The organism is Actinokineospora inagensis DSM 44258, assembly GCF_000482865.1.
In the GTDB taxonomy this organism is placed as follows: domain Bacteria; phylum Actinomycetota; class Actinomycetes; order Mycobacteriales; family Pseudonocardiaceae; genus Actinokineospora; species Actinokineospora inagensis.
On the sequence record NZ_KI519517.1, the window covers coordinates 96851 to 120672 of the forward strand.

24 protein-coding genes are annotated in these 23822 nt (G+C 71.0%); 17 read left to right on the forward strand and 7 right to left on the reverse strand.

All coding sequences use genetic code 11. From position 1 onward, the window contains the following. Positions 1 to 42 precede the first annotated feature (42 nt). Positions 43 to 837 (reverse strand): glycerophosphodiester phosphodiesterase family protein, encoded by a 795-nt coding sequence (locus H504_RS0128460; protein WP_026425574.1) that lies wholly within the window; start codon positions 835 to 837, stop codon positions 43 to 45. A gap of 67 nt (positions 838 to 904) precedes the next feature. On the opposite strand from H504_RS0128460, the gene H504_RS0128465 reads away from it, so the two are divergent. From H504_RS0128465 to H504_RS37445, 6 genes are all read left to right on the forward strand, one after another. Next, the gene (locus tag H504_RS0128465) at positions 905 to 1252 is read left to right on the forward strand and encodes a hypothetical protein (RefSeq protein ID WP_157440686.1); all 348 of its coding nucleotides are present in this window, start codon (positions 905 to 907) and stop codon (positions 1250 to 1252) included. A gap of 63 nt (positions 1253 to 1315) precedes the next feature. Then, entirely contained in the window at positions 1316 to 3334 is a 2019-nt protein-coding gene (locus H504_RS37435) for a putative bifunctional diguanylate cyclase/phosphodiesterase (RefSeq protein WP_245614488.1), read from the forward strand. Between the two features lie 49 nt (positions 3335 to 3383). After that, positions 3384 to 3971, forward strand: a complete 588-nt coding sequence (locus H504_RS37440; RefSeq protein WP_245614489.1) for an NIPSNAP family protein — start codon at positions 3384 to 3386, stop codon at positions 3969 to 3971. Positions 3972 to 4065: 94 nt separating this feature from the next. After that, positions 4066 to 4437 (forward strand): YciI family protein, encoded by a 372-nt coding sequence (locus H504_RS0128480; RefSeq protein WP_026425576.1) that lies wholly within the window; start codon positions 4066 to 4068, stop codon positions 4435 to 4437. Continuing rightward, a complete protein-coding gene (locus tag H504_RS0128485; protein WP_026425577.1) occupies positions 4434 to 5633 on the forward strand; it encodes an RNA polymerase sigma factor in 1200 nt (399 codons plus the stop codon). The genes H504_RS0128480 and H504_RS0128485 overlap by 4 nt, the downstream gene beginning before the upstream one ends. Positions 5634 to 6260: 627 nt before the next feature. Continuing rightward, positions 6261 to 7049 carry a putative protein N(5)-glutamine methyltransferase gene (locus H504_RS37445; RefSeq protein WP_211239415.1) on the forward strand — a complete coding sequence of 263 codons (789 nt, stop codon included), beginning with the start codon at positions 6261 to 6263 and terminating at the stop codon, positions 7047 to 7049. Here H504_RS37445 and H504_RS0128495 read toward each other — a convergent pair. Then, positions 7035 to 7622 carry a hypothetical protein gene (locus tag H504_RS0128495; RefSeq protein ID WP_026425578.1) on the reverse strand — a complete coding sequence of 196 codons (588 nt, stop codon included), beginning with the start codon at positions 7620 to 7622 and terminating at the stop codon, positions 7035 to 7037. The two genes, H504_RS37445 and H504_RS0128495, sit on opposite strands and share 15 nt — an antisense overlap. 185 nt (positions 7623 to 7807) lie before the next feature. Here H504_RS0128495 and H504_RS0128500 point away from each other — a divergent pair, with 185 nt between their 5' ends. The 7 genes from H504_RS0128500 (at position 7808) to H504_RS0128530 (ending at position 12914) form a co-directional block, all read left to right on the forward strand. Beyond that, positions 7808 to 7999, forward strand: a complete 192-nt coding sequence (locus tag H504_RS0128500; protein ID WP_026425579.1) for a helix-turn-helix domain-containing protein — start codon at positions 7808 to 7810, stop codon at positions 7997 to 7999. Between the two features lie 116 nt (positions 8000 to 8115). After that, positions 8116 to 9624 carry an MFS transporter gene (locus H504_RS37450; RefSeq protein ID WP_211239416.1) on the forward strand — a complete coding sequence of 503 codons (1509 nt, stop codon included), beginning with the start codon at positions 8116 to 8118 and terminating at the stop codon, positions 9622 to 9624. Next, complete coding sequence (locus H504_RS0128510) at positions 9621 to 9920, forward strand: NIPSNAP family protein (protein ID WP_026425580.1); 300 nt, start codon at positions 9621 to 9623, stop codon at positions 9918 to 9920. The genes H504_RS37450 and H504_RS0128510 overlap by 4 nt, the downstream gene beginning before the upstream one ends. 33 nt (positions 9921 to 9953) lie before the next feature. After that, the gene (locus H504_RS0128515; RefSeq protein WP_051386346.1) at positions 9954 to 10718 is read left to right on the forward strand and encodes an ArsR/SmtB family transcription factor; all 765 of its coding nucleotides are present in this window, start codon (positions 9954 to 9956) and stop codon (positions 10716 to 10718) included. 38 nt (positions 10719 to 10756) lie between these two features. Beyond that, on the forward strand, positions 10757 to 11614 hold the full coding sequence (locus H504_RS0128520; protein ID WP_026425582.1) for a maleylpyruvate isomerase N-terminal domain-containing protein: 858 nt from the start codon (positions 10757 to 10759) through the stop codon (positions 11612 to 11614). 29 nt (positions 11615 to 11643) lie between these two features. Next, the gene (locus tag H504_RS37455) at positions 11644 to 12540 is read left to right on the forward strand and encodes an isocitrate lyase/PEP mutase family protein (protein ID WP_157440687.1); all 897 of its coding nucleotides are present in this window, start codon (positions 11644 to 11646) and stop codon (positions 12538 to 12540) included. A gap of 29 nt (positions 12541 to 12569) precedes the next feature. Beyond that, positions 12570 to 12914: a DUF3303 family protein gene (locus H504_RS0128530; RefSeq protein WP_026425583.1), complete on the forward strand. Its 345-nt coding sequence runs from the start codon at positions 12570 to 12572 to the stop codon at positions 12912 to 12914. A gap of 511 nt (positions 12915 to 13425) precedes the next feature. Here H504_RS0128530 and H504_RS0128535 read toward each other — a convergent pair. After that, positions 13426 to 14295, reverse strand: a complete 870-nt coding sequence (locus H504_RS0128535) for a LysR family transcriptional regulator (RefSeq protein ID WP_026425584.1) — start codon at positions 14293 to 14295, stop codon at positions 13426 to 13428. 108 nt (positions 14296 to 14403) lie between these two features. Between H504_RS0128535 and H504_RS37460 the strand changes: the two genes are divergently transcribed. The 3 genes from H504_RS37460 to H504_RS0128550 all read left to right on the forward strand — a co-directional run bounded on the left by H504_RS37460 (position 14404) and on the right by H504_RS0128550 (position 17811). Continuing rightward, positions 14404 to 15894, forward strand: a complete 1491-nt coding sequence (locus tag H504_RS37460) for an aminotransferase-like domain-containing protein (RefSeq protein ID WP_051386348.1) — start codon at positions 14404 to 14406, stop codon at positions 15892 to 15894. Positions 15895 to 15996: 102 nt separating this feature from the next. Beyond that, complete coding sequence (locus H504_RS0128545; protein WP_026425585.1) at positions 15997 to 16878, forward strand: ThiF family adenylyltransferase; 882 nt, start codon at positions 15997 to 15999, stop codon at positions 16876 to 16878. After that, entirely contained in the window at positions 16879 to 17811 is a 933-nt protein-coding gene (locus H504_RS0128550; protein WP_026425586.1) for an aspartate/ornithine carbamoyltransferase family protein, read from the forward strand. Positions 17812 to 18441: 630 nt separating this feature from the next. Here H504_RS0128550 and H504_RS0128555 read toward each other — a convergent pair. The 4 genes from H504_RS0128555 to H504_RS0128570 form a co-directional block, all read right to left on the reverse strand. Then, entirely contained in the window at positions 18442 to 19068 is a 627-nt protein-coding gene (locus H504_RS0128555) for a GNAT family N-acetyltransferase (RefSeq protein ID WP_026425587.1), read from the reverse strand. Between the two features lie 11 nt (positions 19069 to 19079). Continuing rightward, entirely contained in the window at positions 19080 to 19967 is an 888-nt protein-coding gene (gene purU / locus H504_RS0128560; RefSeq protein ID WP_026425588.1) for a formyltetrahydrofolate deformylase, read from the reverse strand. Positions 19968 to 20043: 76 nt separating this feature from the next. Further along, positions 20044 to 22017, reverse strand: coding sequence for an FAD/NAD(P)-binding protein (locus H504_RS37465; RefSeq protein WP_245614490.1), 1974 nt, complete (start codon positions 22015 to 22017; stop codon positions 20044 to 20046). A gap of 321 nt (positions 22018 to 22338) precedes the next feature. Continuing rightward, complete coding sequence (locus tag H504_RS0128570) at positions 22339 to 23256, reverse strand: alpha/beta fold hydrolase (protein ID WP_026425589.1); 918 nt, start codon at positions 23254 to 23256, stop codon at positions 22339 to 22341. Between the two features lie 233 nt (positions 23257 to 23489). Between H504_RS0128570 and H504_RS39095 the strand changes: the two genes are divergently transcribed. Beyond that, entirely contained in the window at positions 23490 to 23822 is a 333-nt protein-coding gene (locus tag H504_RS39095) for an STAS domain-containing protein (RefSeq protein ID WP_051386349.1), read from the forward strand.

A 23822-nucleotide genomic window follows, 5' to 3' on the forward strand; every position in this document is an offset into this window, starting at 1 on the left:
TGCCCCTTGCTCGCCCGAATGGGGAGCACTACCGGGTGACGATCACGCTGGTTGCCACAGGCCGAGGTCGAGCAGCACGTCCTTGAGCACCTGCGCGCGGTCGGTCATCAGCCCGTCCACGCCCAGGTCGAGCAGCTCGCGCATCTGCTCGGGCTCGTCGATGGTCCACACGTGGATCTCGGCGTCGCGGCGGCGGGCGGCGGCCACCAGCGCCCGGTCGACCACCCGCAGCGGCCCCTGTCGGACCGGGACCTGGGCGATCAGCGGGCGTGCGCCGGGGCGCAGCAGGGTCGCGGGCAGCCTGCGGGCCGCCCAGAAGCCGATCATCGCGCGCATGCCCATCGAGGTGAGCACGTCGGGACCCGCGAGCTTGCGAATGCGGACCAGCCGGGCCTCGGAGAACGACGCCAGGCACACCCGGTCGGCCGCCTTGGTCCGGCGCAGCACGTCCAGCACCGGCTCGACGGCGGAGTCGGCCTTGACGTCGACGTTGATCCGGGCGTCGGGCAGTTCTTCGAGCAGGTCCGCCAGCCCGCAGACCGGCTCCCGGCCGTCGATCCTGGCCTGCGACACCCGCTGCCAGGGCTGGTCGGCGATCTTGCCGGTGGCGTCGGTGGTGCGGTCCAGCGCGGAGTCGTGGTGCACGACGACGACACCGTCGCTGGTGGCGTGCACGTCGGTCTCCAGGTAGTGGTAACCCTCCTCGACCGCGCGGCGGAACGCCGAGAGCGAGTTCTCCATGCCCGCGAGGTCGCCGTAGTGCCAGCCGCGGTGGACGAAGGCGCGCGGGTACGGGCCTTCGAAGAAGCCGTGCCGGGGCGGGGAGGAAGGGCGCACCTCCCGAGTGTGCCCCAGCGGCGTGGCGCGGTGGTGCACGCCGGGTGTCCGGATAGCGTCAGCGCCCGTGTCCCAGCCGACCGCCCTCCGTCCCGGCCGTGCCAACCCGTGTGGGTGGTGCGGCGCGCAGTTGCCCGACGACGGTCGCGGCGGACGGCGGCGCCGGTACTGCGCCCAATCGTGCAGGCAGCGCGCGTACGAACGGCGTACCGCGGTGCAACGCGGTGGGCTGCCCGAGGACGCGGTGGTGTTGTCCACCACGGAGCTGGCGGACCTGCAGGACCGCCTGTTCCAGCTCCGTTGCGCCGCCGAGGACGTGCTCATCGCCACCGAGGACGGGGCGACCGCCGATGAGCTGCGGGTTCTCGCCGAACGGGTGCGCGCGGGCGCGAAAGGGCTTGAGCGCCTGCGCTGAACAGCACCGGTCCACTACGCTTCGTGCTCGTGTCCCCACGAGAACGGGTGAGGGGTTGGGGTGATGGGCGAGACTGAGCGTGACACAGCGGTGGTGCCGGTGGCCGCCGAGACCGCCGACGCGGACCTGGCCGCCTTAACGGCCGTCGACCCCGGCCCGGAGCCCGCCGAGCAGGCCGAGCCCGCTGTGCCCCTGGAGCTGGCCGACCCCGTGGGGCAGGCTGAGCCCGCCGAGCCGGTGGAGCAGTCCGAGCCCGCTGAGCAGCCCGAGCTCGTGGTCCAGGCTAGGCCAGCCGGGCGGGGCGGGCCTGGTCGTGGCGGCGCCGTGGCCCCGGCCAGACGGGCCGAGGCGGCCGCCGCCGCGCTCGCCTCGGACATCCTCGCCGTGCTCGGGTCGACCGACACCGCCTTCGCGCTCACCGACCACCGCGCCCACATCAACTGGGTCAACCCGGCGATGTCCGCCCTGCTCGGCCTCACCGCGCGGCAGTGCGTCGGCCGGGCGCTGACCGCGCTGCTCGCGGGCGCCCCGGACAGCCCTGGCGACACCGGGGCCAGCACCGACGTGGTCGTGTCGGTCCCGCTGCCGGACGGCGGCGGGCACCGCTGGCTGGAGATCCGCTGTACCGCCGCCCCGCGCGGCCAATGGCTCTACCGGGTGCTGGACGTGTCCCGCTGGCGCGAGCGCGAGCTGGACGCGGCGGGCCTGACCAAGCACCAGGACGAGCTGCTGCGGCTGGTGGACGAGGACCCGCTGACCGGGCTGCCGAACCGGCGGGCGCTGACCAGGGAGCTGGAGCGGCAGTTGGCCAGGGGCGCCCGGGGCGCGTTCCTGCTGCTCGACCTCGACCACTTCAAGGACATCAACGACCTGCACGGCCACCCCACCGGCGACCGGGTGATGTGCGCGTTGGCGTCGCTGCTGCGCGACCGGCTCGGCGGCGTCGACGGGCAGGTGCTGGGCAGGCTCTCCGGCGACGAGTTCGCCGCCGTGCTGGCCGACACCGACGAGCAGGCCGCCGTCGCGGTCGCCGACCGGCTGCGCAACGCCATCGCGGCCATCCCGATGAACGGCATCGCAGGCATCGCCGGGGTCGCCGGAGCCAGTCGGATCACCGTCAGCATCGGCATCGCGACCTTCGACTCCGGGGTGGGCTGGCACGAGGTGCTGGCCAACGCCGACATGGCGCTCTACGCCTCGAAAGCGGCCGGTCGCAACCGGGTCACCGTCTACGAGCAGGGCCACTACCAGGACACCGCGCTGCGCGTCACCGTGATCGAACGGGTCAGGGCCGCCCTGCGCGACGGCGGTTTCGTGCTGCACGCGATGCCGATGGTCAAGCTCGGCAGCGGCCGGGTGATCGGCCACGAGCTGCTGCTGCGGCTGGAGGACGGCCGCGAGCCGCGCCTTGGCCCCGGTGAGTTCCTGCTCGCCGCCGAGCGTTCGGACCTGGTGTTCGAGATCGACCGCTGGGTGGCCGACAAGGCGATCCAGACCCTGGTCGAGCACCCGTACCCGGGGCTGCGGTTCAACGTGAACGTCTCCGGTCGGACCCTGGAGGACGAGGACTTCGGCGGTTTCGTGCTGGACCGGCTGACCGCCGCCGGTGTCGCCCCCGGCAGGCTCGGCTTCGAGATCACCGAGACCGCCGCGGTGACCAACCTGGACGCCGCCCGCAGCCTCGCCCAGCAACTGCGCGCCAGCGGCTGCCGCATCACCCTCGACGACTTCGGCTCCGGGTTCGGGTCGTTCGTCCACCTGAAGCAGCTCCCGATCACCGGCCTGAAGATCGACGGTGAGTTCATCCACGGGATCGACTACGGCAGCCGGGACACGGTGCTCGTGCAGGGGATAGTGGACATCGCGCGGGGCCTGGGGCTGTCGGTGGTGGCGGAGTGGGTCGAGCGGGCCACCCAGGTCGAGGCGCTGTCGCGGTTGGGGGTGCGGGTCGCCCAGGGGTTCCACCTGGGTGAGCCGGAGCCGCTGGACGTCTTGTTGTCGCGTCCGCACGGGGTGTGGATGCGGCGGCCCACGCTGATGCCGGACGCGACGCTCACCGCTCCTGTCCGGGACAGGTCGTAGTCTCCCCGGTGGGCGCCCGGAGCGGGGTGCCATGTGGACAGGGGGCTTGGTGATCGTCGAGTTGCGCCAGTACACGCTGCACCTGGGGCGGCGGGATGAACTGGTCGAGTTGTTCGAGCGGGAGTTCGTGGCGCCCCAGCGGGAAGTCGGGATGCCGGTGCTGGGGACCTTCCGGCAGCCGTCGGCGCCCGACCGGTTCGTGTGGCTGCGCGCGTTCCCGGATCTGGCGAGCCGCACCGGGTCGTTGGCCGCGTTCTACGAAGGTCCGGTGTGGACGGCGCACCGCGACGCGGCGAACGTGACCATGGTCGACTCGGACGACGTGCTGTTGCTGCGGTCGGTGCACGGCGGGGTGCCCGCACGGCGGTCCACGCCGGGTCCGGTGCGGGTGAGCGTGCACTACTTCGACGGGCCAGCCGACGAGTTGGCCCCGCTGAGCTGGGACCCCTGGGTGCTGGCGACCCATCCCGGGCCGAACGGGTACCCCCGGTTGCCGGTCCGCGAGGGGGAGAACGTGCTGGTCGCGGTGTCGCTCGACCCGTCGGTGCCGCCTGTTCCGGACGCCTGGACCGCGCGGGCGACCCGGGACCCGGAGCACCTGGTGCTGGAGCCGACCACGACGTCATCGCTGGGTTGAGATTCTTTCCGGATCGATGTCGAGCGCCCGGTCGCCGCTCCGTCATGGGGTGGGTGCGGCCACCGGGGCCGCGTGGATGAGAGTGGGGCTGACCGTGAAGTACATGCTGCTGATGCAGGTCAACAACGCCGTGCTGGACGCGCTGACCGAGCAGGAGCGTGAGGTGGTGATGAACGGGCACCAGGAGTTCATCAAGACCATCCGCGAGTCCGGTGAGCTGATCGGCACCCAGGCGCTGGGCGACCCGGGCACCACCAGCGTCACCGTGGCCACCCGGGGCGGCGAGGTCGTGGTGACCGACGGGCCGTTCGTCGAGGCCAAGGAGTACCTGGGCGGCTACTACCTGGTCGACTGCGAGAGCCGGGACCGGGCGGTGGAGCTGGCCGGGATGATCCCGGACACCAAGATCGAGGGCCTCGCGGTCGAGGTGCGGCCGGTGATGTTCTCCGCCGGGGCGGACATGTGACCACGCACGACGTCGGGGGCCTGCTGCGCGACCTCGCGCCGCGGGTCCTCGGCGTGCTCGTCCGGCACCACGGGCAGTTCGACGCCTGCGAGGACGCCGTGCAGGAGGCGCTGCTGGCGGCCGCGACGCACTGGCCGGAGCAGGGCGTGCCGGACAACCCGACCGGCTGGCTGGTGACGGCGGCGGGCCGCAGGCTCACCGACCACTGGCGGTCGGAGAACGCCCGGCGCCGCCGGGAGGACGTGGTCGCGGCGCAGGCGGCGATCATCGGGGACGTCCCGGACACCGACGACACGCTGGAGCTGTTCGTCCTGTGCTGCCACCCGGACCTGAGCCCGCCGTCCCAGGTCGCGCTGACCCTGCGGGCGGTCGGCGGCCTGACCACCGCCGAGATCGCGGCCGCCTTCCTGGTCCCGGAGGCGACGATGGCCCAGCGGATCAGCCGGGCCAAGGCCAGGCTGCGCGGTGCCTCGTTCCCGCGCACCGCCGACCCGACCCGGCTGGCCGCCGTCCTGCACGTGCTGTACCTGATCTTCACCGAGGGCCACACCGCGTCCTCCGGCACCGACCTCAACCGCCCGGACCTGACCACCGAGGCGATCCGGTTGACCCGGCTGACCCACCGCCTGCGCCCCGACGACGGCGAGGTCGCCGGGCTGCTGGCCCTCATGCTGCTGACCGACTCCCGCCGCGCCGCCCGCACCACCGTGGACGGCGGCTTGGTCCCGCTGGACGAACAGGACCGGTCGCTGTGGGACCGCGCCGCGATCGCCGAGGGGGTCGCGCTGGTCACCGCCGCGCTGTCGCGGGCGCCGTTGGGGCCCTACCAACTCCAGTCCGCCATCGCCGCGATCCACGCCGAGGCTCCGTCCACTGAGGACACCGACTGGCCGCAGATCCTGCTGCTCTACGACATCCTCGCCCGGATCGCGCCCAACCCGATGATCACCCTCAACCGCGCGGTCGCGGTGGCGGAGGTCGCGGGCCCCAGCGCGGGCCTCGACCTGCTGGACGCGTTGGCGAGCGACAAGCGCATGGCCCGGCACCACCGGTTGGACGCGGTGCGCGCGCACCTGCTGGAGCAGGTGGGGGATGTGGACGGCGCGCGGGAGTCCTACCGGTTGGCGGCGCGGCGCACGTTGAGCCTGCCCGAGCGGCGGTACCTGGAGGGCCGAGCTGATCGGCTCGGGCGATAGGAGCGATCCGTTCTGGGTCCTGGGACCTTGGTGACGTAGTGGTGTTCGTGGGGATGCTGTGCTGCTGGGCTGTGGGTGGTGTGACGTCTGCTGGAGTGGGTCGGGGGGTTTGGCGGGCTGCCGGGATCTCGGCGGTTGGGTTGCGTGGCGGCAGCGGGTGCGGCCCGCCCAGGCGGAGCAGGGCAACGGCGCCAGGCCGGTCGGTGCCGGCGCGGTGGGCACTGGAGCAGTCGGCGCGGGAGCGGCTGGCACGGAGCGGTTGGCGCGGGAGGGGCTGGCACCGGAGCGGCGGGCAGCAAGAGTGGCCTGCTCATCGAGCGGCTCACCTCTCGATGAGTTGTCCACATCTCGATGGGCTGTCCACAGCCCATGGTGCGGCCCCCTGTCGATCTTGCCCGGCCGGTAGACTGGCCTCGGGGACGCCCCCCGGGAAGGGTGGGGGCCGCCCGGGGGTGGGTTGGTGTTGGTGGGGTGGGTTTCGCGGGGTTGTCTGGGTGGCGTGGCATGGTGGGTGGGGTGCTTGTCCCAGTGAGTCCGCGCGGCGCGTTCGCGGCTTGGGGTTGGGTCGGGGTTGAGCGGCGGGTACTGGAAGGTCGGGCCGACCGGGTTGGGCGTTAGGGTTTTCGGGTGTTGTTCGCTGATGTCGTGGCCCGGTTGCGGGCGGCCGGGTGTGTGTTCGCCGAGGATGAGGCGCGGTTGTTGCTGGCGGCTGAGGGGGACTTGGCGGGGCTGGTCGCGGCGCGGGTTGCCGGGGAGCCGCTGGAGCACCTGTTGGGGTGGGCGGAGTTCGCCGGGTTGCGCGTGTTCGTCAGCCCCGGGGTGTTCGTTCCCCGGCGCCGCACGGAGTTCTTGGCGGCTCGGGCCGCCGAGTTGGCCGAGGATGTCCTGGTCGACCTGTGTTGTGGGTGTGGTGCCATTGGGGCGGCGGTGCGGGCGGCCGCGCCGGGGGTGGCGGTGATCGCGGCGGATTTCGACGCCGATGCCGTGGCTTGTGCGCGGCGGAACCTGGCGGAATGTCCGGTGTACCAAGGGGATCTCTACGACGCATTGCCGGAATCGTTGCGCGGCAAGGTGGACGTCGTCGTGGCCAATGTGCCTTATGTGCCCAGTGCCGAGATCGCGACCATGCCGCCGGAGGCGCGGGACCACGAACCGCTGACCGCGCTCGACGGCGGCCCGGACGGGCTGGCGTTCCAGCGCCGACTGGCCGTCGGGGCGGTCGACTGGCTCCGCCCCGGCGGCCACCTCCTGGTCGAGACCAGTGTCCGGCAGGCACCCGAGTCGTTGGCGATCTTCACGGCGGCCGGGTTCACCGCCCGGGTCGAGCACCACGCCGACCTGGACGCCACCATCGTCGTCGGGACTGTCCGACCCGCGACTGTTTTGGAAAACACGGGTGGATCACCAGGTCAATAGCCGGTTTCGGCCGCTCGTCGGCGAGTGTGGGTGCACATCGTCGGATTCGTCGAATGGGGGGAAATCGCGTCGTCTCCTGGTCTCGGCGGGGAGCGCTTCGACCACGGAAACGAGAGCGAAAACGGTGGCCGCGGTGGACAGGTCGATGACCTGGTCCGGTTGTCCGGAACCGACCGGGATGTCATTGCGGCGGAGCAGTTCGGCGACGTCCGGCGGGGCGGTCAGCGTGTAGCCGAGGCGGGCGAGCCGGTCGAGGCCGGGCAGCGCCCGGCGCAGCGGCGGGCCGGTGATCGCCACGTGCGTGACCCCGCGTAACGGCGGCGGGTCGCCGTGGTCGAGGTGGACCTGGGCAAGGGCCGCGCCGAACGTCGGCGCGACCGCGGTGTGGCCGTGTCGGTGCACGGCGACGCGCGGCCCCCGGTGACCGAGCAGGGCGCTCGGCAGGGCGCCGGTCCGCGCGGGCTCGCTCCCGCTGGCGGTCATGGTGACCGGCGGCACGACCAGGGCGTCTCCGCCGAGGACGGGGACGCGCTCGGCGACCGTGGCCTGGCTGGCTATCAGGATGGTGGGCACGCTCAACCGGGTACCAGTGCCGACCGCCGGACGCGACTCGGGCCCGCCGGGATCGCGCTGGGGAGTCCACCCACCAGGGGTGATGCGCCTGGCTGATGGATCACGGTCAGTCATCATTTGTGGTGGGCGGCTGGGTCCGCGAACCTGGAAGGGACCAGCGGGACGCGAGCACGAGGAGGTGCACGGTGCTTGACCACAAGCTCAGCGCGCACGAACACCGCATTGCCACCATGGTGGCCGACGGGGCGTCGAACCGGACGATAGGGGACGGTCTCGGTGTCTCCACCCGGGCGATCGAACACCACTTGACCAGGGTTTACCGCAAACTCGGCATCAGCGGGCGGCGGCAGGTGTCCGCGGCACTGGCGGCCGGGTGAGCCCCGATTGGGCATTCGCCGCGGCGGGTACCTGACAAAGGTGCGTTCCCGAGCAATCCAAGCGGGCGAAAATGATTCGCCCGGTGTCGAATCGTCGCGGAGATATGGTCTTGGACATGTCGGTTGATCAGCAGAAGGACAGCAGGACATCGGCCGGGTTCACCCTCCTGGCCACCTGCCTGGGTCTCTTCCTCGGGCAGGTCGACACGACCGCCATCAACCTGGCGCTGCCCGCCATGGGGCGAGATTTCGACGGCGGCATCGCGAGCATGCAGTGGGTGGTCATCGCCTACAACGTGACGTTCGCGGCGCTGCTGCTGACCGGCGGGACGCTGGGCGACCGGTTCGGCCGCCGCCGGTTCTTCCGGGTCGGCATCGCGGTGTTCGTGGTCGGCTCGATCGTGTGCGCGGTGGCGGGTTCGCTGCCCGCCATGCTGGTCGGCCGGGTGCTGCAGGGCGCGGGCTCGGCGATGATGCTGCCGCAGAGCCTGGCGATCCTGGCCGTGGCGTTCCCCGAGCCCAAGGAACGCAACCGGGCGATGGCCGCGTGGTCGGTGGTCGCCGGACTCGGCTTGGCCGCCGGACCCACCCTCGGTGGGCTGCTGGTGAGCAAGCTGGACTGGAGCTACATCTTCTGGGTCAACGTCCCGCTCGGGCTGGCGTCGCTGGCGCTGACCTTCCGGTACGTGCCCGAGTCGCGCAACGAGCGCGCCCGGCACGTCGACGTCCTCGGCCAGGTGCTGGGGGTCGCGGTGCTGGCGCTGCTGACGTTCGTGGTGGTCGACGGCGACCGCACCGGCTGGGGATCGCCGCTGATCATCGGCTGCCTGGTGGTGCTGGTCGGCTGCGCGGCGGGGTTCTTCGTCGTGGAGAACCGGCAGCGCGAGCCGATGCTGCCGCTCGGGCTGATGCGCCGCGGCCAGTTGCCGGTGGCGACGGTGGTCGCGATGTGCATGACGTTCGGCATGTACGGCATGCTGACCCTGGTCAGCCTGGCCTTCCAGCAGGAGCGCGGCACGTCGGCGCTCGTCGCGGGCTTGCAGTTGCTGCCGCTGCCGCTGGTGTTCATGGCGCTCTCGCCGGTGGTCGGCAAGCTGGTGACCCGGTTCGGGCCGCGGCTGCCGATGGCGGCGGGCATGTTCCTGATGGGCCTGGGGCTCGCGTTGTTCGCGGGGGTCGGCTCGGACGCGAACATCTGGCTGATCGAGGCCTCGTTCGTCATCGTCGGCATGGGCTTGGCGCTCAACACCGGCCCGGTGGTCGGCGTGGCCGTCTCGGCCGTGCGACCGGAGCGCGCAGGCCTCGCCTCGGGCATCGCCAACCTGGCCCGGATGTTCGGCGCTGCCATCGGGGTCGCGGTGCAGGGCACCGTGCTGGCCATCGTGTCCGGTGACGCGCTCAAGGGGCCGGACTTCACCGCAGGCATCAGCGCGGCCATGTGGGTCGGCGCGGCGGTCGAGTTCACCGGCGCGATCATCGCCTTCACCATGGTGGTGAACCCCGGCAAGCAGGGCAAGAAGTCCGACTCCGGCGTGCCGGAGCCAAGGACGGACAGTACACACAGGACGTCCACTGTGGACGAAACAACGGACAACCGAGTTTCCACGGGAGACCGCGAGAAATGATCACCTGCTGCATCCAGTACACCCTCGACCCGCACCGGATCGACGACTTCGAGCGCTACGCCACCACCTGGCCGCCGATCATCGAGCGCTGCGGCGGCCGGTTGCAGGGCTACTACCTGCCCAAGGAAGGCGCGAACGACTACGCCGTCGCGATGATCGACTTCGACTCGCTGGCCGACTACGAGGTCTACCGGGCCGCGCTCGCCGCCGACCCGGACGCCAAGGACAACATCGCGCACGCCCGCGACACGAGGTGCATCCTGCGCGAGAGCCGGTCCTTCCTCCGCAAGGTCTGATCGGAACGGTCTGATCGGAAGGGAGTGAGCGACATGGTTGTGGTCGAGGCGACCAAGGACGAGGCCACCGTGCTCGGTGACGCGGAGATCTCCGCCATCGGCGGACTGCTCGCCGACCGGGCCCGCTGCCGGGTGCTGATGGCGCTCGGCGACGGCCGGGCGCTGCCCGCCAGCGTCCTCGCCGACGAGGCCGGGGTGTCCCGGTCCACCGCCAGCAGCCACCTCGGCAAGCTCACCGACGCCGGTCTGCTGCTGGTCGAGACACACGGGCGGCACCGCTACTACCGGCTCGCGGGCAGGCACGTCGGCGAGCTGTTGGAGAAGCTCACCCAGATCGCCCCGGCCCAACCGGTCCGCTCCTTGCGCGACGGCAACCGCGCCGCGCACCTGCGGGCCGCCCGCACCTGCTACGACCACCTCGCGGGCCGCCTCGGCGTGGCGGTCATGACCAGCCTGCTGCGGCGCGACCTGCTCACCGGCGGCGACGGCACGGTCGACGCGCACGACCCGATCGCCGGGTACGGGCGCGACGCCGAGTACACCGTCACCGAGGCCGGGTGGGCGTTCCTCGGCGACATCGGCGTCCGGGTGCCGGACGGCACCCGCAGGCTGGTCCGCTACTGCGTCGACTGGAGCGAGCAGCGCCACCACCTGGCGGGCCGCCTCGGCCGGTCGCTGCTCGACCGCTTCCTCGACCAGGGGTGGCTGGCCCACCGCGACCGCAGCCGCAGCGTGAAGGTGACCGACGCGGGCACCGCCGTGCTCGCCGAGAAGTTCGACATCACCTGGAAGACCTGACACACCGACCGACCGGAGATCGGGGAGTTGACGCCCGTATGACCCAGACCGTGGATCGCCCGACGACCGCGAAGACCGGCCCACCGGCGGGCCGCGGCAAGACCCCGGCCACCCCAGAGGTGATCGCCGAGCTCACCGCCGAGCAGCCGGTCGAGATCGCCGAGTTCGTCAAGACCTTGGACACCATCGACCCCAACGGGTTCACCGCCTGCCCGTCGCGGACAGCGCACCTGCTGTCCGCGCACGTCGCGGGCAACTACCTGGAGATCACCCGGCACGTCGAGGCGTACCTGGCCGGGGCACCGCTGGCCAGGACCCGCACCTTCGACGAGCGCGAGCCGGAGTTCCGGACGAAGACGTCGCCACAGCTCATCGAGTCCATTGTGGATGGTGAGGCGCGGTTGCGGGCCGCGATGTCCGAACTGCTCGCCCTCGACCACGACCCGATCGTGCGGTGGACCAACCGCCGCGTGCACGCCGTCGGGTTCCTCAAGCACAGCCGCAGCGAATGCGCCGTGCACCGCTGGGACATCGTCGGCGACGACGAAGTGAGCCTGCGGCTGCTCAGCCAGGAAGAACTGTTCCGGCACCTGGTCGAGTTCGTCGGCCCGATCCCGATGACCGCGCGCGGCATGGCGACCGGCGTCGGCCAGGGGGCGAGCCTCAAGGCGCGGGTCCGCGCGCCGGGACAGCCGGACGCCGTCATCGGCGTGCACCGCGGGGTGCCGTCGCTGGTCGAGGGCGAGCCGCACGGGCAGGCCCTGGTCGAGGCCGTCGACCCGGCCGCCCGGCTGCTGTTCCTGTGGGGCCGCAAACCCACCCCGTTCCACCGGCTGCGCACGACCGGCACGGGGGAGGAACTGTCCCGGCTGCAGTGGCTGCTGTCCGGCTACTGAGCGGGGAAGGAGACCAGGGAGAGAGCACAGTGGACACCATTGGAGGATCGACTGGCGCGGCGGTGCTGGCGAACCGGTTCCGCGCCATGCACGACGGGCCGGACGTGCTGGTCCTGCCCAACGCCTGGGACCCGGGCAGCGCGGCCCTGTTGGCCAGTCTGCCCGGGGTGCGCGCGGTCGCCACGTCGAGCGCCGGGGTCGCCGCCGCGCGCGGACTGCCCGACGGCGAGCGGCTGAGCCTGGACCAGGTCGTGGACACCGTCGAGGGGATCGTTCGCTCGGTCACCGTGCCGGTGTCGGTCGACCTGGAGACGGGCTACGGCCACGACCCGGCCGAGGTGGCCGACTCGGTGAGCGCGCTGATCGACCTCGGCGCGGTCGGGGTCAACCTGGAAGACGGGTCCACCCGGGACCCGACGCGGCTGCTCGCCCAAGACGACCACGCCGAGCGGATCGCCGCCGCCAAGTCGGCGGGCGCGCAGGCTGGAGTCCCGGTCGTCGTGAACGCCCGCACCGACGTGTACTGGCGCGCGGTGGGGGACCAGGAGAAACGGCTCGCCGAGGCGACGACCAGGCTGCGCGCCTACCGCGACGCGGGTGCTGACTGCGTGTTCGTCCCCGGTTTCCCCGAACGCGGCCTGGACCGCGACGGCCGCCGGGCCGCCGTCGCCACCTTGCTGTCGTCGATCGGCGACGTGCCGCTGAACCTGCTCGCCGGGGCGAACGTGCCCTCGGTACTGGAGCTGCGGGCCCTGGGCGTGCGGCGGCTGACCACCGGCTCCGGCCTGTACCGGCTGGGGATGGCGGCGGTACTGGACGCCGCGAGCGAACTGATCGAGACGGGCGAGCAGGAAGCGCTGTCGCGGGCCGAACACCTCAGCTACCAGCGCCTGGCCGAGACGTTGGCACACGACCCGCCGGTATGACTCGTCCCATGTGAAAGGAGTATGGCTGTATGTGGTGGTACTGCGGGTACAAAGCTCTCCCCGGCGTCCGCGTCGGCGAACTGGCCAAGCGGTTCCTGAGCAGGCACGACGCGGGCAGCAACCGACCGTCGGAGGTGCGCGCCTGGTTCGGTTTCCCTTCTGGCACCGCCGGGTTCGTGCTGGTGGAGGTGGACAGCCCCAAGGAATTGGCGGCCGTCCTGGACCCGTACGCCCGGCTCGTGGAGTGGGACGTGCAGGCGGTGTTCGAGATCAACTACAACCAGGTGCTGGAGGAACTGCGCCGCTCGACGCAACACGCGGCGATCGAGGACATGATGTCCGGCTTACCGCCAGCGGGGGTTGGGGCGCGGTAGCCGCCGTGACTCAGGCCGGACGTCCTTTTTGGGCGTCCGGCCTGGTTCTGTGGGGAGTTCGTTTCGGTGGGCTGGTCTTTCTGGGGAGCTGTCTGCTTCTCGTGGGTTGCGCCGCTGCCGGCATCTTGGTGGGTCGTCCGCGTCCCGTGGGTTGTGTGCGTCTTGGCGTTGTCCACATCTCGATGGGCTGTCCACAGCCCACGGCGCGACCCCCTGTCGATCTTGCCCGGCCGGTAGACTGGCCTCGGGGACGCCCCCCGGGAAGGGTGGGGGCCGCCCGGGGGCGGGTTGGTGCTGGCGGGTGTGGGCTGGGGTGGAGTCGGTTTGTGCTGGTGGGGTGGGGGATTTCGCAGGGTTGCCTTGGTGGGCGCGGCGTGCTGGGTGGCGTGCTTGTCCCATTGAGTCCGCGGCGCGTTTGTGGCTTGGTTTCGGATCGGGGTGGTCGAAACAAGCCTGAGTCTGGTGAGTGCCGCGGAAGGTGGGCGTCTCGTGGGCAAGGGGGTGGGTGTGGTTATTCGTAGGGGGTGGCGTAAGGCGGGATGTCGACGTCCATGGCGAGGTCGGCGAAGTGGCGGGCGAAGGGGTGGGCGCCTTGGCGCAGGTGGACCAGTTGGACGGGGACCAGTGGTGCGCCGATCAGGGGGATGAACCGCACGGCTGGGTGGGCCACTCGGTAGGCGGCGGAGAGGGGGACCACGCCGACGCCGCGTTCGGCGGCTACGGCCTCTAGCCACTCGTCGTAGTTGGTGCAGCGCACGGATACCCGGGGGCGGTGTCCGCGTGGCCACTGGTCCAGTCGGGTTGTGCCGCTGACCTCGTTGAGCACCAGTGGCAGGCCGGCGAGTTCGCGCCAGCGGACTTTGGCTCGGACGTTCTGGCCGTCGCCGCGGCGGACGGCGAGGACTTGGCGTTCGCGGAACAGGGGGACGCACCGCAGGCCGGTGGGGAGGTCGTCGCCGAGTAGGAGGGCTACGTCGACGTCGCCGCGGTGGACGCCCGCGTAGGTCTCGTCTCGGCGGACCAGGGCGACTCGGGTGTCGTGTTCTTGCTCGAAACCGCGGATCGCCTGTTGGGTCCACACGTCCGGCAGCGACCAGGTGAACCCGAGGCGCAGGGGGCTGGCGTCGGTGTGGCTGTCGAGCACGTCGTCGAGGTCGGTCAGGATCCGGTTCAGCCCGTGCAGCAGGCGTTCGCCGTCGGCGGTGAGGGAGACCTGGCGGGTGGTGCGGTGCAGCAGCCGGGTGCCCATGCTGCGCTCCAGGTTGCGCACGGTCCTGGTGATACCGGGTTGGCTCATGCCGATCCGCCGGGCCGCGTTGGTGAAGCTGAGTTCCTCGGCGACAACCACGAATGCTCGTAATTGCCGCAGCTCCACGTCCATCATTTCCCCCGTCGGCACCGGTGGTGACTCGCTACTAGTGGGTATGTACCGGACGTACCCGGGTCGCCGGGAAGTGACACAACATCGCGGAGAGGAGTGGCTGGCGCCATGCCGGACACGCTCAATTCGGCGCAATCGGACACGCAATCCGACAATCAGGTGTGGTTGCGGGAAATTTCGGTCACCAAGGGTGGGCCTGCCCCGCTCTACCGGCAGCTCTACACCGGAATACGTGGGCTGATCGTCGCGGGCCGGTGGTTACCCGAGGGCACCAGGTTGCCCTCTTCGCGATTTCTGGCCGGTTCACTCGGAGTTTCCCGGAACACCGTCGTACTGGCCTACCAGCGGTTGGCCGAGGACGGCTATGTGCGCGGCATGGCGGGCGGTGGGACGGTGGTCACCGCCGCCGCGACCAAGGCCAGGGCCGTCGAGGTCGACCGCCCGCGCCGCGCCAGGACGCCCCGCGACAAGCCCGTGTCGCGGGGCGTCGGCTTGCCCAACACCGCTTTCCCGGTCGGGGTGCCGCCGGTCGACCTGTTCCCGACCGCGTTGTGGGCGTCGCTGACCCACCGCAGGCTGCGGGTGGCGGGGGAGCGGGTGCTGCTCGGCGCGGACGCGGTGGGGCGGTGGCCGGTGCGCGAGGCGGTGGCGGCCTACCTCGGTGTGGTGCGCGGGATCCGCTGCACCCCCGACCAGGTCGTGCTGACCCGTGGTCTGGAGGCGGGGCTCGACGTGCTCGTCCGCGCGCTGCTGGCACCCGGCGCGGGCGTGTGGTGCGAGGAGCCCGGACCCGTTGGCCTGCGGCGGGTTCTGACCAGCGCGGGCCGCGTGGCGCACCCGGTCCCGGTGGACGCCGACGGGTTCGACGTACCCGCCGCCTGCACGACCGCGCCGCCCGCCGGAATGGCTGTGCTGTCGGCTTCCCGCCAGTTGCCGCTGTCGGTTCCGTTGAGCGACAAGCGCCGCACCTTGCTGCTCGACCACGCCGCCGCGCACCGGATGTGGGTGGTCGAGTACGAGCCGGATGCCGCGTTCCTGCTGCCGGACGCGCCGCCACCGCTGGTCACCACCGACCCCGACCGCCGGGTTGTCCACATAGGAACGTTCAACACCGTGTTGTTCCCGCAGGTGCACGCGGGCTACTGCGTGCTGCCACCCGACCTGGTCGAGCCGGTTGGCGACCTGCTCGGCGCGACCGGCGGCGAGGTGCCCGCGCTCACCCAGGAGGTCCTCGCCGACTTCCTCGACCACCACCGGTTCGCCCGGTTCCTCGCCCGCGCCAGGCAAACCGCGCAGCGGCGGCACGCCAGACTGGCCGAGTCGCTGTCCACGCTCGTCCGGAATTCGTCCGAAATAGACCTCGAACTGCTCGGGCGACCGGGTGAGGGCGGATATCTCACCGCGTTGTTCCCGTCGCTTGTGGACGATTGCGCGATGGTGCGCAGGGCGCACCGGGTCGGCGTTCAGGTGACCGCGTTGCGACGTTACTACCAATCCGAACCGAACCGGTCCGGATTGGTCTTCGGTACCGCCGGGGTGCGCGAGGAGGCAATTGTCCAGGCCATGCGGCTGATGGTCCCCATCCTGGCCCGCCGCTGAGCGACTTGGTACCGAACCCCTGTCGGTTTTGGACCTGTGCGACCCCGCTTTTCCCGGGCACTCTCAAGTCGTAGGCAGTCACCGAACTCAGGAGGAGAACGCGTGTCCAACCACCCGTACAGCTTCCCCAGCGAGTACGACGACGACATCTACTGGGCCAGGGTAGCCAGGACCCTCGGTTGGCTGGGTGACACCGACGAGGAAGCCCGGCAGCGGCAGACCGTGCTGCGCGACACCGTCGTCGGCGTCGCGGGCACCGGCGGCATCGGCGGCAGCATGGTAGACCGGCTGGCCCGGCTCGGCGTGCTGCACCTGCGCATCGCCGACCTGGACACCTTCGAGTACTCCAACATCAACCGGCAGTTGGGCGCCGGGGTCGACACGATCGGCAAGAACAAGGCCGAGATCGTCGCCAACACCGTGCACGCGATGACCCCGGACGTGGCGCTCGACGTGTTCACCCAGGGCATCACCGAGGAGAGCGCGGACGCCTTCGTCGACGGCTGCGACTTCATCCTCGACGAGATCGAGCCGTACGAGGTCAAGGCCCGCTACGCGCTGCACCGCGCCTTCCACCGCTCCGAGCGCTGCCAGTTCATGATGACCGCGCACGTCTACGGCAACCGGACCTTCCTGTGGAAGTGGACCAAGGACTCGATGCCGGTGTGGGACGTGCTGGGCATCGACGAGGACGCCGACCTCACCCCCGAGGTCGCCGACCGGCTCACCAAGCGGCTCATCCCCGAGTGGCAGCAGTGGCCCGCCGAGTCCATGCAGCGGCACTGGCTGGTGGAGAACGCGACCTGCCCGATCACCCCGGGCGCCCCGCCGATGGCGCAGGGCCTGCTGCTGGAGCGGTTCATGTTCGGCATCCTGGGCATCGAGGAGCTCGGCGACACGAAGAAGTTCCCGGTCTCCCCGGGGTACGCCATGGTCGACTCGCGCACCTGGGAGGCCAAGATGGTCGAGGGGAAGTGGTGGTGAGTGGCCACCCTGCGCGCGACTCGGCACGCTGACGCGTTCACCGGGCGGCACGTGCTGTCCATGGGTGACTACCACCCGCGGGACCTGGACCTGCTGTTCCGCACCGCCGACGAGACGCGCTCCGACCTGGCGAGCGGCCGTGACCACCGGCCGCTCGCCGGTCGGCTGCTCATGTCGGCGTTCTTCGACAAGAGCACCCGGACCCGGCTGGCGCACGAGACCGCGATGATCCGCCTCGGCGGCACCGTGGCGGGTTTCGCCGACGCCACCGTCACCCGCGCGGGCGGCACCACCCAGGAGAGCGACGACGACATCGCCCGGATGGTCTCCCTCTACGGCGACGTCGTCGTCGTCCGCCACCCGGAGACCGGCTGGCCCGCGCACGCGGCGTCGCTGAGCGAGGCCGCGATGGTCATCAACGGCGGCGACGGCGTCGGTGAGCACCCGACCCAGACGATGGTCGACCTCTACACCATGCACCGCCGCTTCGGCGGGCTGGACGGCCTGCGCATCCTCATCCTGAACGACCTCCGGATGCGCTGCGTCCGGTCCCTGCTGCTCGGCCTGCGCCACTTCGACTGCACCGTCTACGGCCTGAGTGCTTCCGGCAAGGACGCCGCCGCCCTGCCCGAGGGCGTCCCGCCCATCCACACCGGCCGCGACCTGGACTCCCTGCTGTCCGAAGTGGACATCGTGTACTCGTCGCCGACGGTGGCCGCCGAACGGCCGGAGGACTCGCTGGACCGGGTCACCCTCAACCGCGACCTGCTGCGCAGGCACAGCGGCCACGACATCACCGTGATGCACCCGTTGCCCCGCAAGGGTGAGGTCGACACGGACCTGGACGACACGAGGTTCGCGGGCTACTGGGAACAAGCCGACAACGGCGTCCCGGTCCGCATGGCCCTGCTCCGCCTGATGTTCGGCTGCTGAACCGCTGGGAACATCTCGGAAACCCGACGACCGACCCGGTCGTCGGGTTCCGCGTGTCTGGACCCCGCCGTTCTGAGCAGCCCCCGAATCCAGCCTACCGACCCGCACCGACGGAAACCCGCGGCTCCAGGCTGGCCTGTGCGCTGATCCACCAGTTGTGGACAACGAACCCTCACTCGCGTGCACTACGCACCCGCTTGTGTGGGCAAGGGGTCCCCACTCGTTGTGGATAACCGACCCCCACTCATGCGGACAACGGACCCCCACTCGTCGTGGACAACGGACCCGCTCGTGTGGGCAGCAGACCCCCACGCGTTTGGGGGCAACAGCCCTCCGCTCGTTGTGGACAACGGCCACACTCGCGTGCACAACGGACTGCTGTGTGGATAACGGATCCCCACTCGTCGCGGACAACAGCCCCATTCGTTGTGGACAATGGGTCCTCACTCCGAGTGGATCCACGACAGCCCACAACCGATGGGCTTGTCCACAGCCCCTCCTGGAGCGTGGGGTTTTCGTCGGTGTCGGTCGGTAGGCTGGATTCGGGGGCTGCTCAGAACGGCACGCTCAGCCTGGCCGGACAGGTGACAACGCCCCGGCGAGGGCACCGGGGCGTTGTCGGGGGGAAGGTCAGTTGTACAGCGGCTTGGTCATGGTGATCGACGGGTAGGGGCCGTTGTCGGTGGGGGCGTCCACGTGGGTGACCTCGTAGCCGAGTTTGGCGTAGAAGTGTTGGGCGGGGTTGCCGTTGAGGACCTGCAGGGTGGCCGAGTCCTTCCCGGCCAGGCGGGCCTTTTCCTCCAGCACGGCCACCACGTGCGCACCCGCGCCGAGCTGGCGGGCCTCGCGGTCGACGACGATGCTGTGCAGTTGGGCCTCGCCCGCGGCCAGGGGGGTGATGAGCGCCCCCATGAGCCTGCGCATGCCGTTCAGGAAACGGGTGCCGTCGCGCGGGCCGAGGAGGTCTCGGGCGTCCGCCGCGATCGTGTCGTACCAGAGGTTGACGCGGGGGTGTTGGCGGGTGGCGATGGCGCCGATGGCGACCGGGGTGCCCGCGTCCTCGACGACGACCATGCCCTCGATCGCGGCGGGGGCTTGTTCGCGCAGGGCGCGGTGGACCAGGAGCTCGTTGGGCTCGGTGTCCCCGTTGATCATGCCGGGGGCTTCCTCGCGGTAGAGCTGGGTGAGCATTCCGGCGATGCGGGGGACGTCCCGCGAGTCGGCGGGCTTGTGCGCGATGTCGAGTTGCTGGGTCATGCGTGACCTCCCTAGGCGAAGACGACGGTCCGGTTCCCGTTGCGCAGCACCCGGTGTTCGGCGTGCCAGGTGACGGCGCGGGCGAGTACCCGGGATTCCAGGTCCTGGCCGACGGCGCGCAGCCGGGCCGGGGTGTGCCGGTGGTCGACGCGCAGCACGTCCTGTTCGATGATCTGGCCCTCGTCGAGGGCGGGGGTGACGTAGTGCGCGGTGGCGCCGATGAGCTTGACCCCGGCGGCGTGGGCTTGCGCGTACGGGCGGGCGCCCTTGAAGCTGGGCAGGAACGAGTGGTGGATGTTGATCATCCGGCCCGCGTGCTCGGCGCAGAACCGGGGACCGAGCACGCGCATGTAGCGGGCGAGCACCACCAGGTCGACGTCCAGGCCGCGCAGCAGGTCCGACAGCCGCGCCTCCTGGTCGTCGCGGTCATCGAGGTCGCCGCCGGTGACGGGGACGTGGTGGAACGGGATGCCGTGCCAACTGGCCAGCTCGCCCGCGTCCGGGTGGTTGGACACGATCGCGGTGACGTCGACCGGGAGTTCCCCGGTTCGGTGCCGGAACAGCAGGTCGTTGAGGCAGTGCAGGTGCTTTGACACGAGCAGCGCGGTCCGCGGCCGGGCACCGACCTCGTCGATGGACCAGGTCATGCCCAGCGCGCGGGCGGTCTCGGCGAACTTGTCCCGGATGACTGAGATGTCAACTGCGCCGATGTCCGCGGTGCCGATGTCCCCCGCTCCACCGAGCCGGAACTGGACCCGGGTGAAGAAGTCCGCGGCGCTGAACTGCTGGCAGTCGACGATGTTGGCGCCCGCGCCGGTCAGCAGGCCGGTGACGGCGGCGAGGATGCCCCCGGCGTCCGGGCAGGTCCCGGTGAGCACGTACTCGCCTTGGTCGGGCATGGTCACACCTCCTTCTCGACTCTGGAAAGGCTAGGGCCGAAACGGTTCGACCCCGGTCGAATCGCGGCTGGTGTCCTCAATGGACCGACAGTGCCCTGGCGGCCAGCAGGCCGGTGCGGGCCACCGCGTCGGCGTCGCCGAGGATCACCGAGTTCACCCCGGGCCGGATGCCCGCGGCGGTCACCCAGTGCACCGACTCGGTCGGCACGCCGAACGCGAAGCGGCGCGGGTGGGCCCGGCCGGACACGTCCACCAGGTGGTACGGGCTGCGGGTCACCGCGAGCCCGCCGGTCTCGTAGTGGCCGCCGTCGCGCTGGGGGATGCGGTAGTGCGTGCAGTCGCCCCGGGTCAGCAGGCGGCGGATCAACGGGTCACTGGTGGTGCGCACGTCGGTCTCCGGTAACCTGGCCTCCACCAACGCTTTCGCCCGGTATTCGACGCCGGGGACGCGGGCGGAGCGGGTGACGAAGCCGCCGTCAACGCAGCCGACCGTCATGCCCGGACCGACCACCGACAGCACACCGGCCTCGATCAGCGCGATCATCTCCTCGATCCGCGACACCGGCGGTCCGATCGAGACGAATGCGTTGAACGGCGTGTACCAGCCGCGCAGCGCGTCCCGATAGGACTCACCGGAGATGCCGCTGTGGTCGACGACCAACCGGATCTCGTTGCGCAAGTCCCGCAGGACATCCAGCGCCGCCTTCAGCGGACCGTCCACAGTGCCCAGTTGAGCCTCGCGCACGTCGGCTTCCAAATAGGACACCAGCCAGTCGTGGAAGTGGTCCGGTCCGGTGAACTCGATACCGTCGTGCGGGTGCGCGACGCGCTGCCAGTCCCAGTGCTCGTCCGGGCCGATGCCGCACTCGGCGAGCAGGTCGGGGTTCTCGGTCCCGATCTCGGTCGCCAGGTAGCGGCGGCGGAACTCGTCGGCGTCGCACACGCAGTCCCGGCCGCGGATCAACGTGCTGTAGTACACGGCGCGGACCTCGCGGTCGATCAGCGGCCACACCTCGGTGCCGAAGTCCGGCAGGTCGCCCTGCTCGGCGCGGGCGCGGAACGCGGCGATCACCGGCGGGGTCAGGCACAGCGGCTCGTGCCGCCCGTGCGCGCCCTTCTGGTTGGCCCCGCGCGAGTGGTGCGGCACCCCGCGCCTGCACCCGGCGATCATCCTGGGCTCCCGCCTGGACGGCCGGTAGGTGACCTTGTCGCCGTCGCGGGTGAACACGCCGCCGCGGCCGGTGGTCAGCAGCGCCATGTGGTCGAAGAAGTTCAGGCCCATCCCGCGCAGGATAACCGGCTCGCCCGGTTCGATCGCGGACAGGTCTGTCTCGGCCGGGTTGCCCGGCGGGTGGTAGTACAGGTCGTTGTCGTCGGCGAACTCGCGCAACGCTTCCTCGCGCTCCCCGGGGTGGGTGTCCAGGTGGCCCATCGCGAGCACGACCTGGTCCAGACCGGTCAGCCGCGCACCGCCGTCCAGGGTCAGCGTCTGCGTGCCGTTGTCCGCGTCGACCAGGTCCACCGCCCGGCACGGGTGCTGCACGATGGTGACCCGGCGCGGCGCGTGCCGGACCAGGTGCCGCAGCACCCAGCTCAGGTACTGGCCGTAGAACGCGCGCGACGGGTAGTCGTCCGGGCCCAGCCGGGCCGCTTCCGCCAGCACCGCGGGCGGCTCGTCGTCCAGGGGACCGATCAAGGTCAGGAACCGCGCCCACTCGTACAGGCTCGGCCCGGCCAGCACCGGCCCCGCGCAGTCGACGGAGTCGTCCACGAACATGGTCACCTGCGCGGCGACCGTGTTCATCAACAACTCCGCGGCCTGGCCGGTGCGCCAGACCCGGCTGCCGGTTCGCAGGTGCGGGTCGACCAGGTGGATCCGCAGCCGGTCGCCCTCGTTCAGGCACTCCGACGCGTTGGCGCACAACCGGTCCAGCACAGACAGCCCGCGTGGTCCCAGTCCCACCACGCACACCTCGACCGTGCCGCCCATGTGCTCGGAATCGGCGTCGCCGCGCACGGTGCGCGCCGCCGGGATTGACTCCTTCGCCATCATCACCGTCCTCGTCCGCAGTTGTCGAACTCCCCTCGGTGGTACCAGAGCGGCGGCACGGTCCCGCCCCGACACACACCGCGATCCGGCAGGCGGTGGTGGGTGAACAGCGCCTATGCGGCGGCGTTATTGCTCGAACCGGCGACAACGACCCAGGTCACCAAGGGGACCAAGGTGAGCGTGGTTCGGAACCATCGGCACCAGCGGCTGAGGGGGTGGACATCCCGCCGTGATCAAGACGGGTGTGGGTGAGCAGGCCCCACCTGTGCGGAAACTGGTCCTAGTTGGACAACTCGCCGGGGCGGTTCCAGGTCGACTTCGTCAGCGCGGCGGGGAAGTAGCCGGTCCGGATCGGTCGGCGCGTTCGACCAGGTCGCCGATGCGCTGGGCGAACAGCGGCCACAGCTCACCAGGGAAGCCGTGGCCCATGCCGTCGACGACCAGCAGTTCGGCGCCGGTGATGGCGGCGGCGGTGGCCCGGCCGCCGCTGACGTCGCACATCAGGTCGGCGGCGCCGTGGATGACCAGGGCGGGGATGTCCAGCGAGCGCAGCCGGTCGGTGCGGTCGCCGGACGCGATGGACGCGACGGCCTGGCGGAGCATGCCCGTGTTGTCGCGGCCGCCCCGGTCGTAGGCGCGGGTGGCGCGTTCGGTGGCGGCCCGCTCGTCGAACCGGAACCCGGGTGAGCCCACCGCTCGCAGCGCGCGGACCTGCCAGGCGATGTAGCCGTCGCGGTCGGCAGGCGGCTCCCCGAGCGGGCCGATGGCGGCGAAGTTCGCCCGGCCGACGTCGGGGTTCCCGGTGGTGGACATCATCGAGGTGAGCGAGCGCACCCGGTCGCGGTGCTCCAAGGCAATGGTCTGGGCCACCATGCCACCCAGCGACGCGCCGACCAGGTGGACGCTGCGCAGGCCCAGCGCGTCGAGTAGCCCGATTGTGTCGGCGGCCATGTCCGACAACGTGTACGACACCGACGAGAAATCGCCCGCGAGCGCGGCCGCCACATTCGGCTCCGGCCCGTCGGTGAAATGCGTGGACCGGCCGGAATCGCGGTTGTCGAACCGGATCACATGCAGGCCGCGCTCCACCAGTTCCGCGCAGAACCCGTCCGGCCAGTTGATCATCTGCGCGCCACCGCCCATGACCAGCAGGACAGGCGGGTCGCCGGGATCGCCGAACCGCTCGTAGACCGTGGTGATCCGGTCGGGACCGACCCCCGTCGCCGTTTCCTCCGCCATCGCGGCGAACACCCCATTTCGCAAGAGAACCGGCCGAAAAGCTACCACAGAATCCGCGCCGTGACCCCGGGGAAATCGACGGAAAACGGGTCCGATAACATCGGTGTGGAAAGCGGAAATGACACTTGGCCCGGTGCCGCGGGCATGGGGTAGCGTGGGTTCGGCTCGTCGCACGGCGGGCGGACCGGGCAGTTGAGCAAGCAGCGGCCCACCGAATCGGGTGGAGGTTCCGCATGGGCACGGTGCTGGCGTTCACGGTGGCGAGAGCCCCCGGCCGGGACGTGGTGTCGTTCACCGGCGAGGTGGACATCGGGTCGGCCCCGACGCTGCGCGACGGGCTGGCGCGACCGTCCGCCGCCCTGCTCGTCGCCGACTTCACCGGGGTGACCTTCCTCGGCTCCACCGGGCTGACCTGCCTGCTCCAGGCGCACGACCGGCTCGTCGCCGAGGGCAGGGCCCTGGTCGTGGTGACCCCGCCGACCAGCGCGGTCAGCCGGGCCATCTCCATCTCCGGGGTGGACCAAGCCGTCACCGTGGTGGCTACCCTCGGCGACGTTCCCGGTTGA

Bases quoted from the DNA above. Each gene is read 5' to 3' on its own strand.
- H504_RS37435 (WP_245614488.1), top strand. From the start codon at position 1,316: ATGGGCGAGACTGAGCGTGACACAGCGGTGGTGCCGGTGGCCGCCGAG.
- H504_RS39095 (WP_051386349.1), top strand. From the start codon at position 23,490: ATGGGCACGGTGCTGGCGTTCACGGTGGCGAGAGCCCCCGGCCGGGAC.
- H504_RS37465 (WP_245614490.1), bottom strand. From the start codon at position 22,017: ATGGCGAAGGAGTCAATCCCGGCGGCGCGCACCGTGCGCGGCGACGCC.
- H504_RS0128515 (WP_051386346.1), top strand. From the start codon at position 9,954: ATGGTTGTGGTCGAGGCGACCAAGGACGAGGCCACCGTGCTCGGTGAC.
- H504_RS37450 (WP_211239416.1), top strand. From the start codon at position 8,116: ATGTCGGTTGATCAGCAGAAGGACAGCAGGACATCGGCCGGGTTCACC.
- H504_RS0128510 (WP_026425580.1), top strand. From the start codon at position 9,621: ATGATCACCTGCTGCATCCAGTACACCCTCGACCCGCACCGGATCGAC.
- H504_RS0128535 (WP_026425584.1), bottom strand. From the start codon at position 14,295: ATGGACGTGGAGCTGCGGCAATTACGAGCATTCGTGGTTGTCGCCGAG.
- H504_RS0128520 (WP_026425582.1), top strand. From the start codon at position 10,757: ATGACCCAGACCGTGGATCGCCCGACGACCGCGAAGACCGGCCCACCG.
- H504_RS37460 (WP_051386348.1), top strand. From the start codon at position 14,404: ATGCCGGACACGCTCAATTCGGCGCAATCGGACACGCAATCCGACAAT.
- H504_RS0128530 (WP_026425583.1), top strand. From the start codon at position 12,570: ATGTGGTGGTACTGCGGGTACAAAGCTCTCCCCGGCGTCCGCGTCGGC.
- H504_RS0128555 (WP_026425587.1), bottom strand. From the start codon at position 19,068: ATGACCCAGCAACTCGACATCGCGCACAAGCCCGCCGACTCGCGGGAC.
- H504_RS0128570 (WP_026425589.1), bottom strand. From the start codon at position 23,256: ATGGCGGAGGAAACGGCGACGGGGGTCGGTCCCGACCGGATCACCACG.
- purU (WP_026425588.1), bottom strand. From the start codon at position 19,967: ATGCCCGACCAAGGCGAGTACGTGCTCACCGGGACCTGCCCGGACGCC.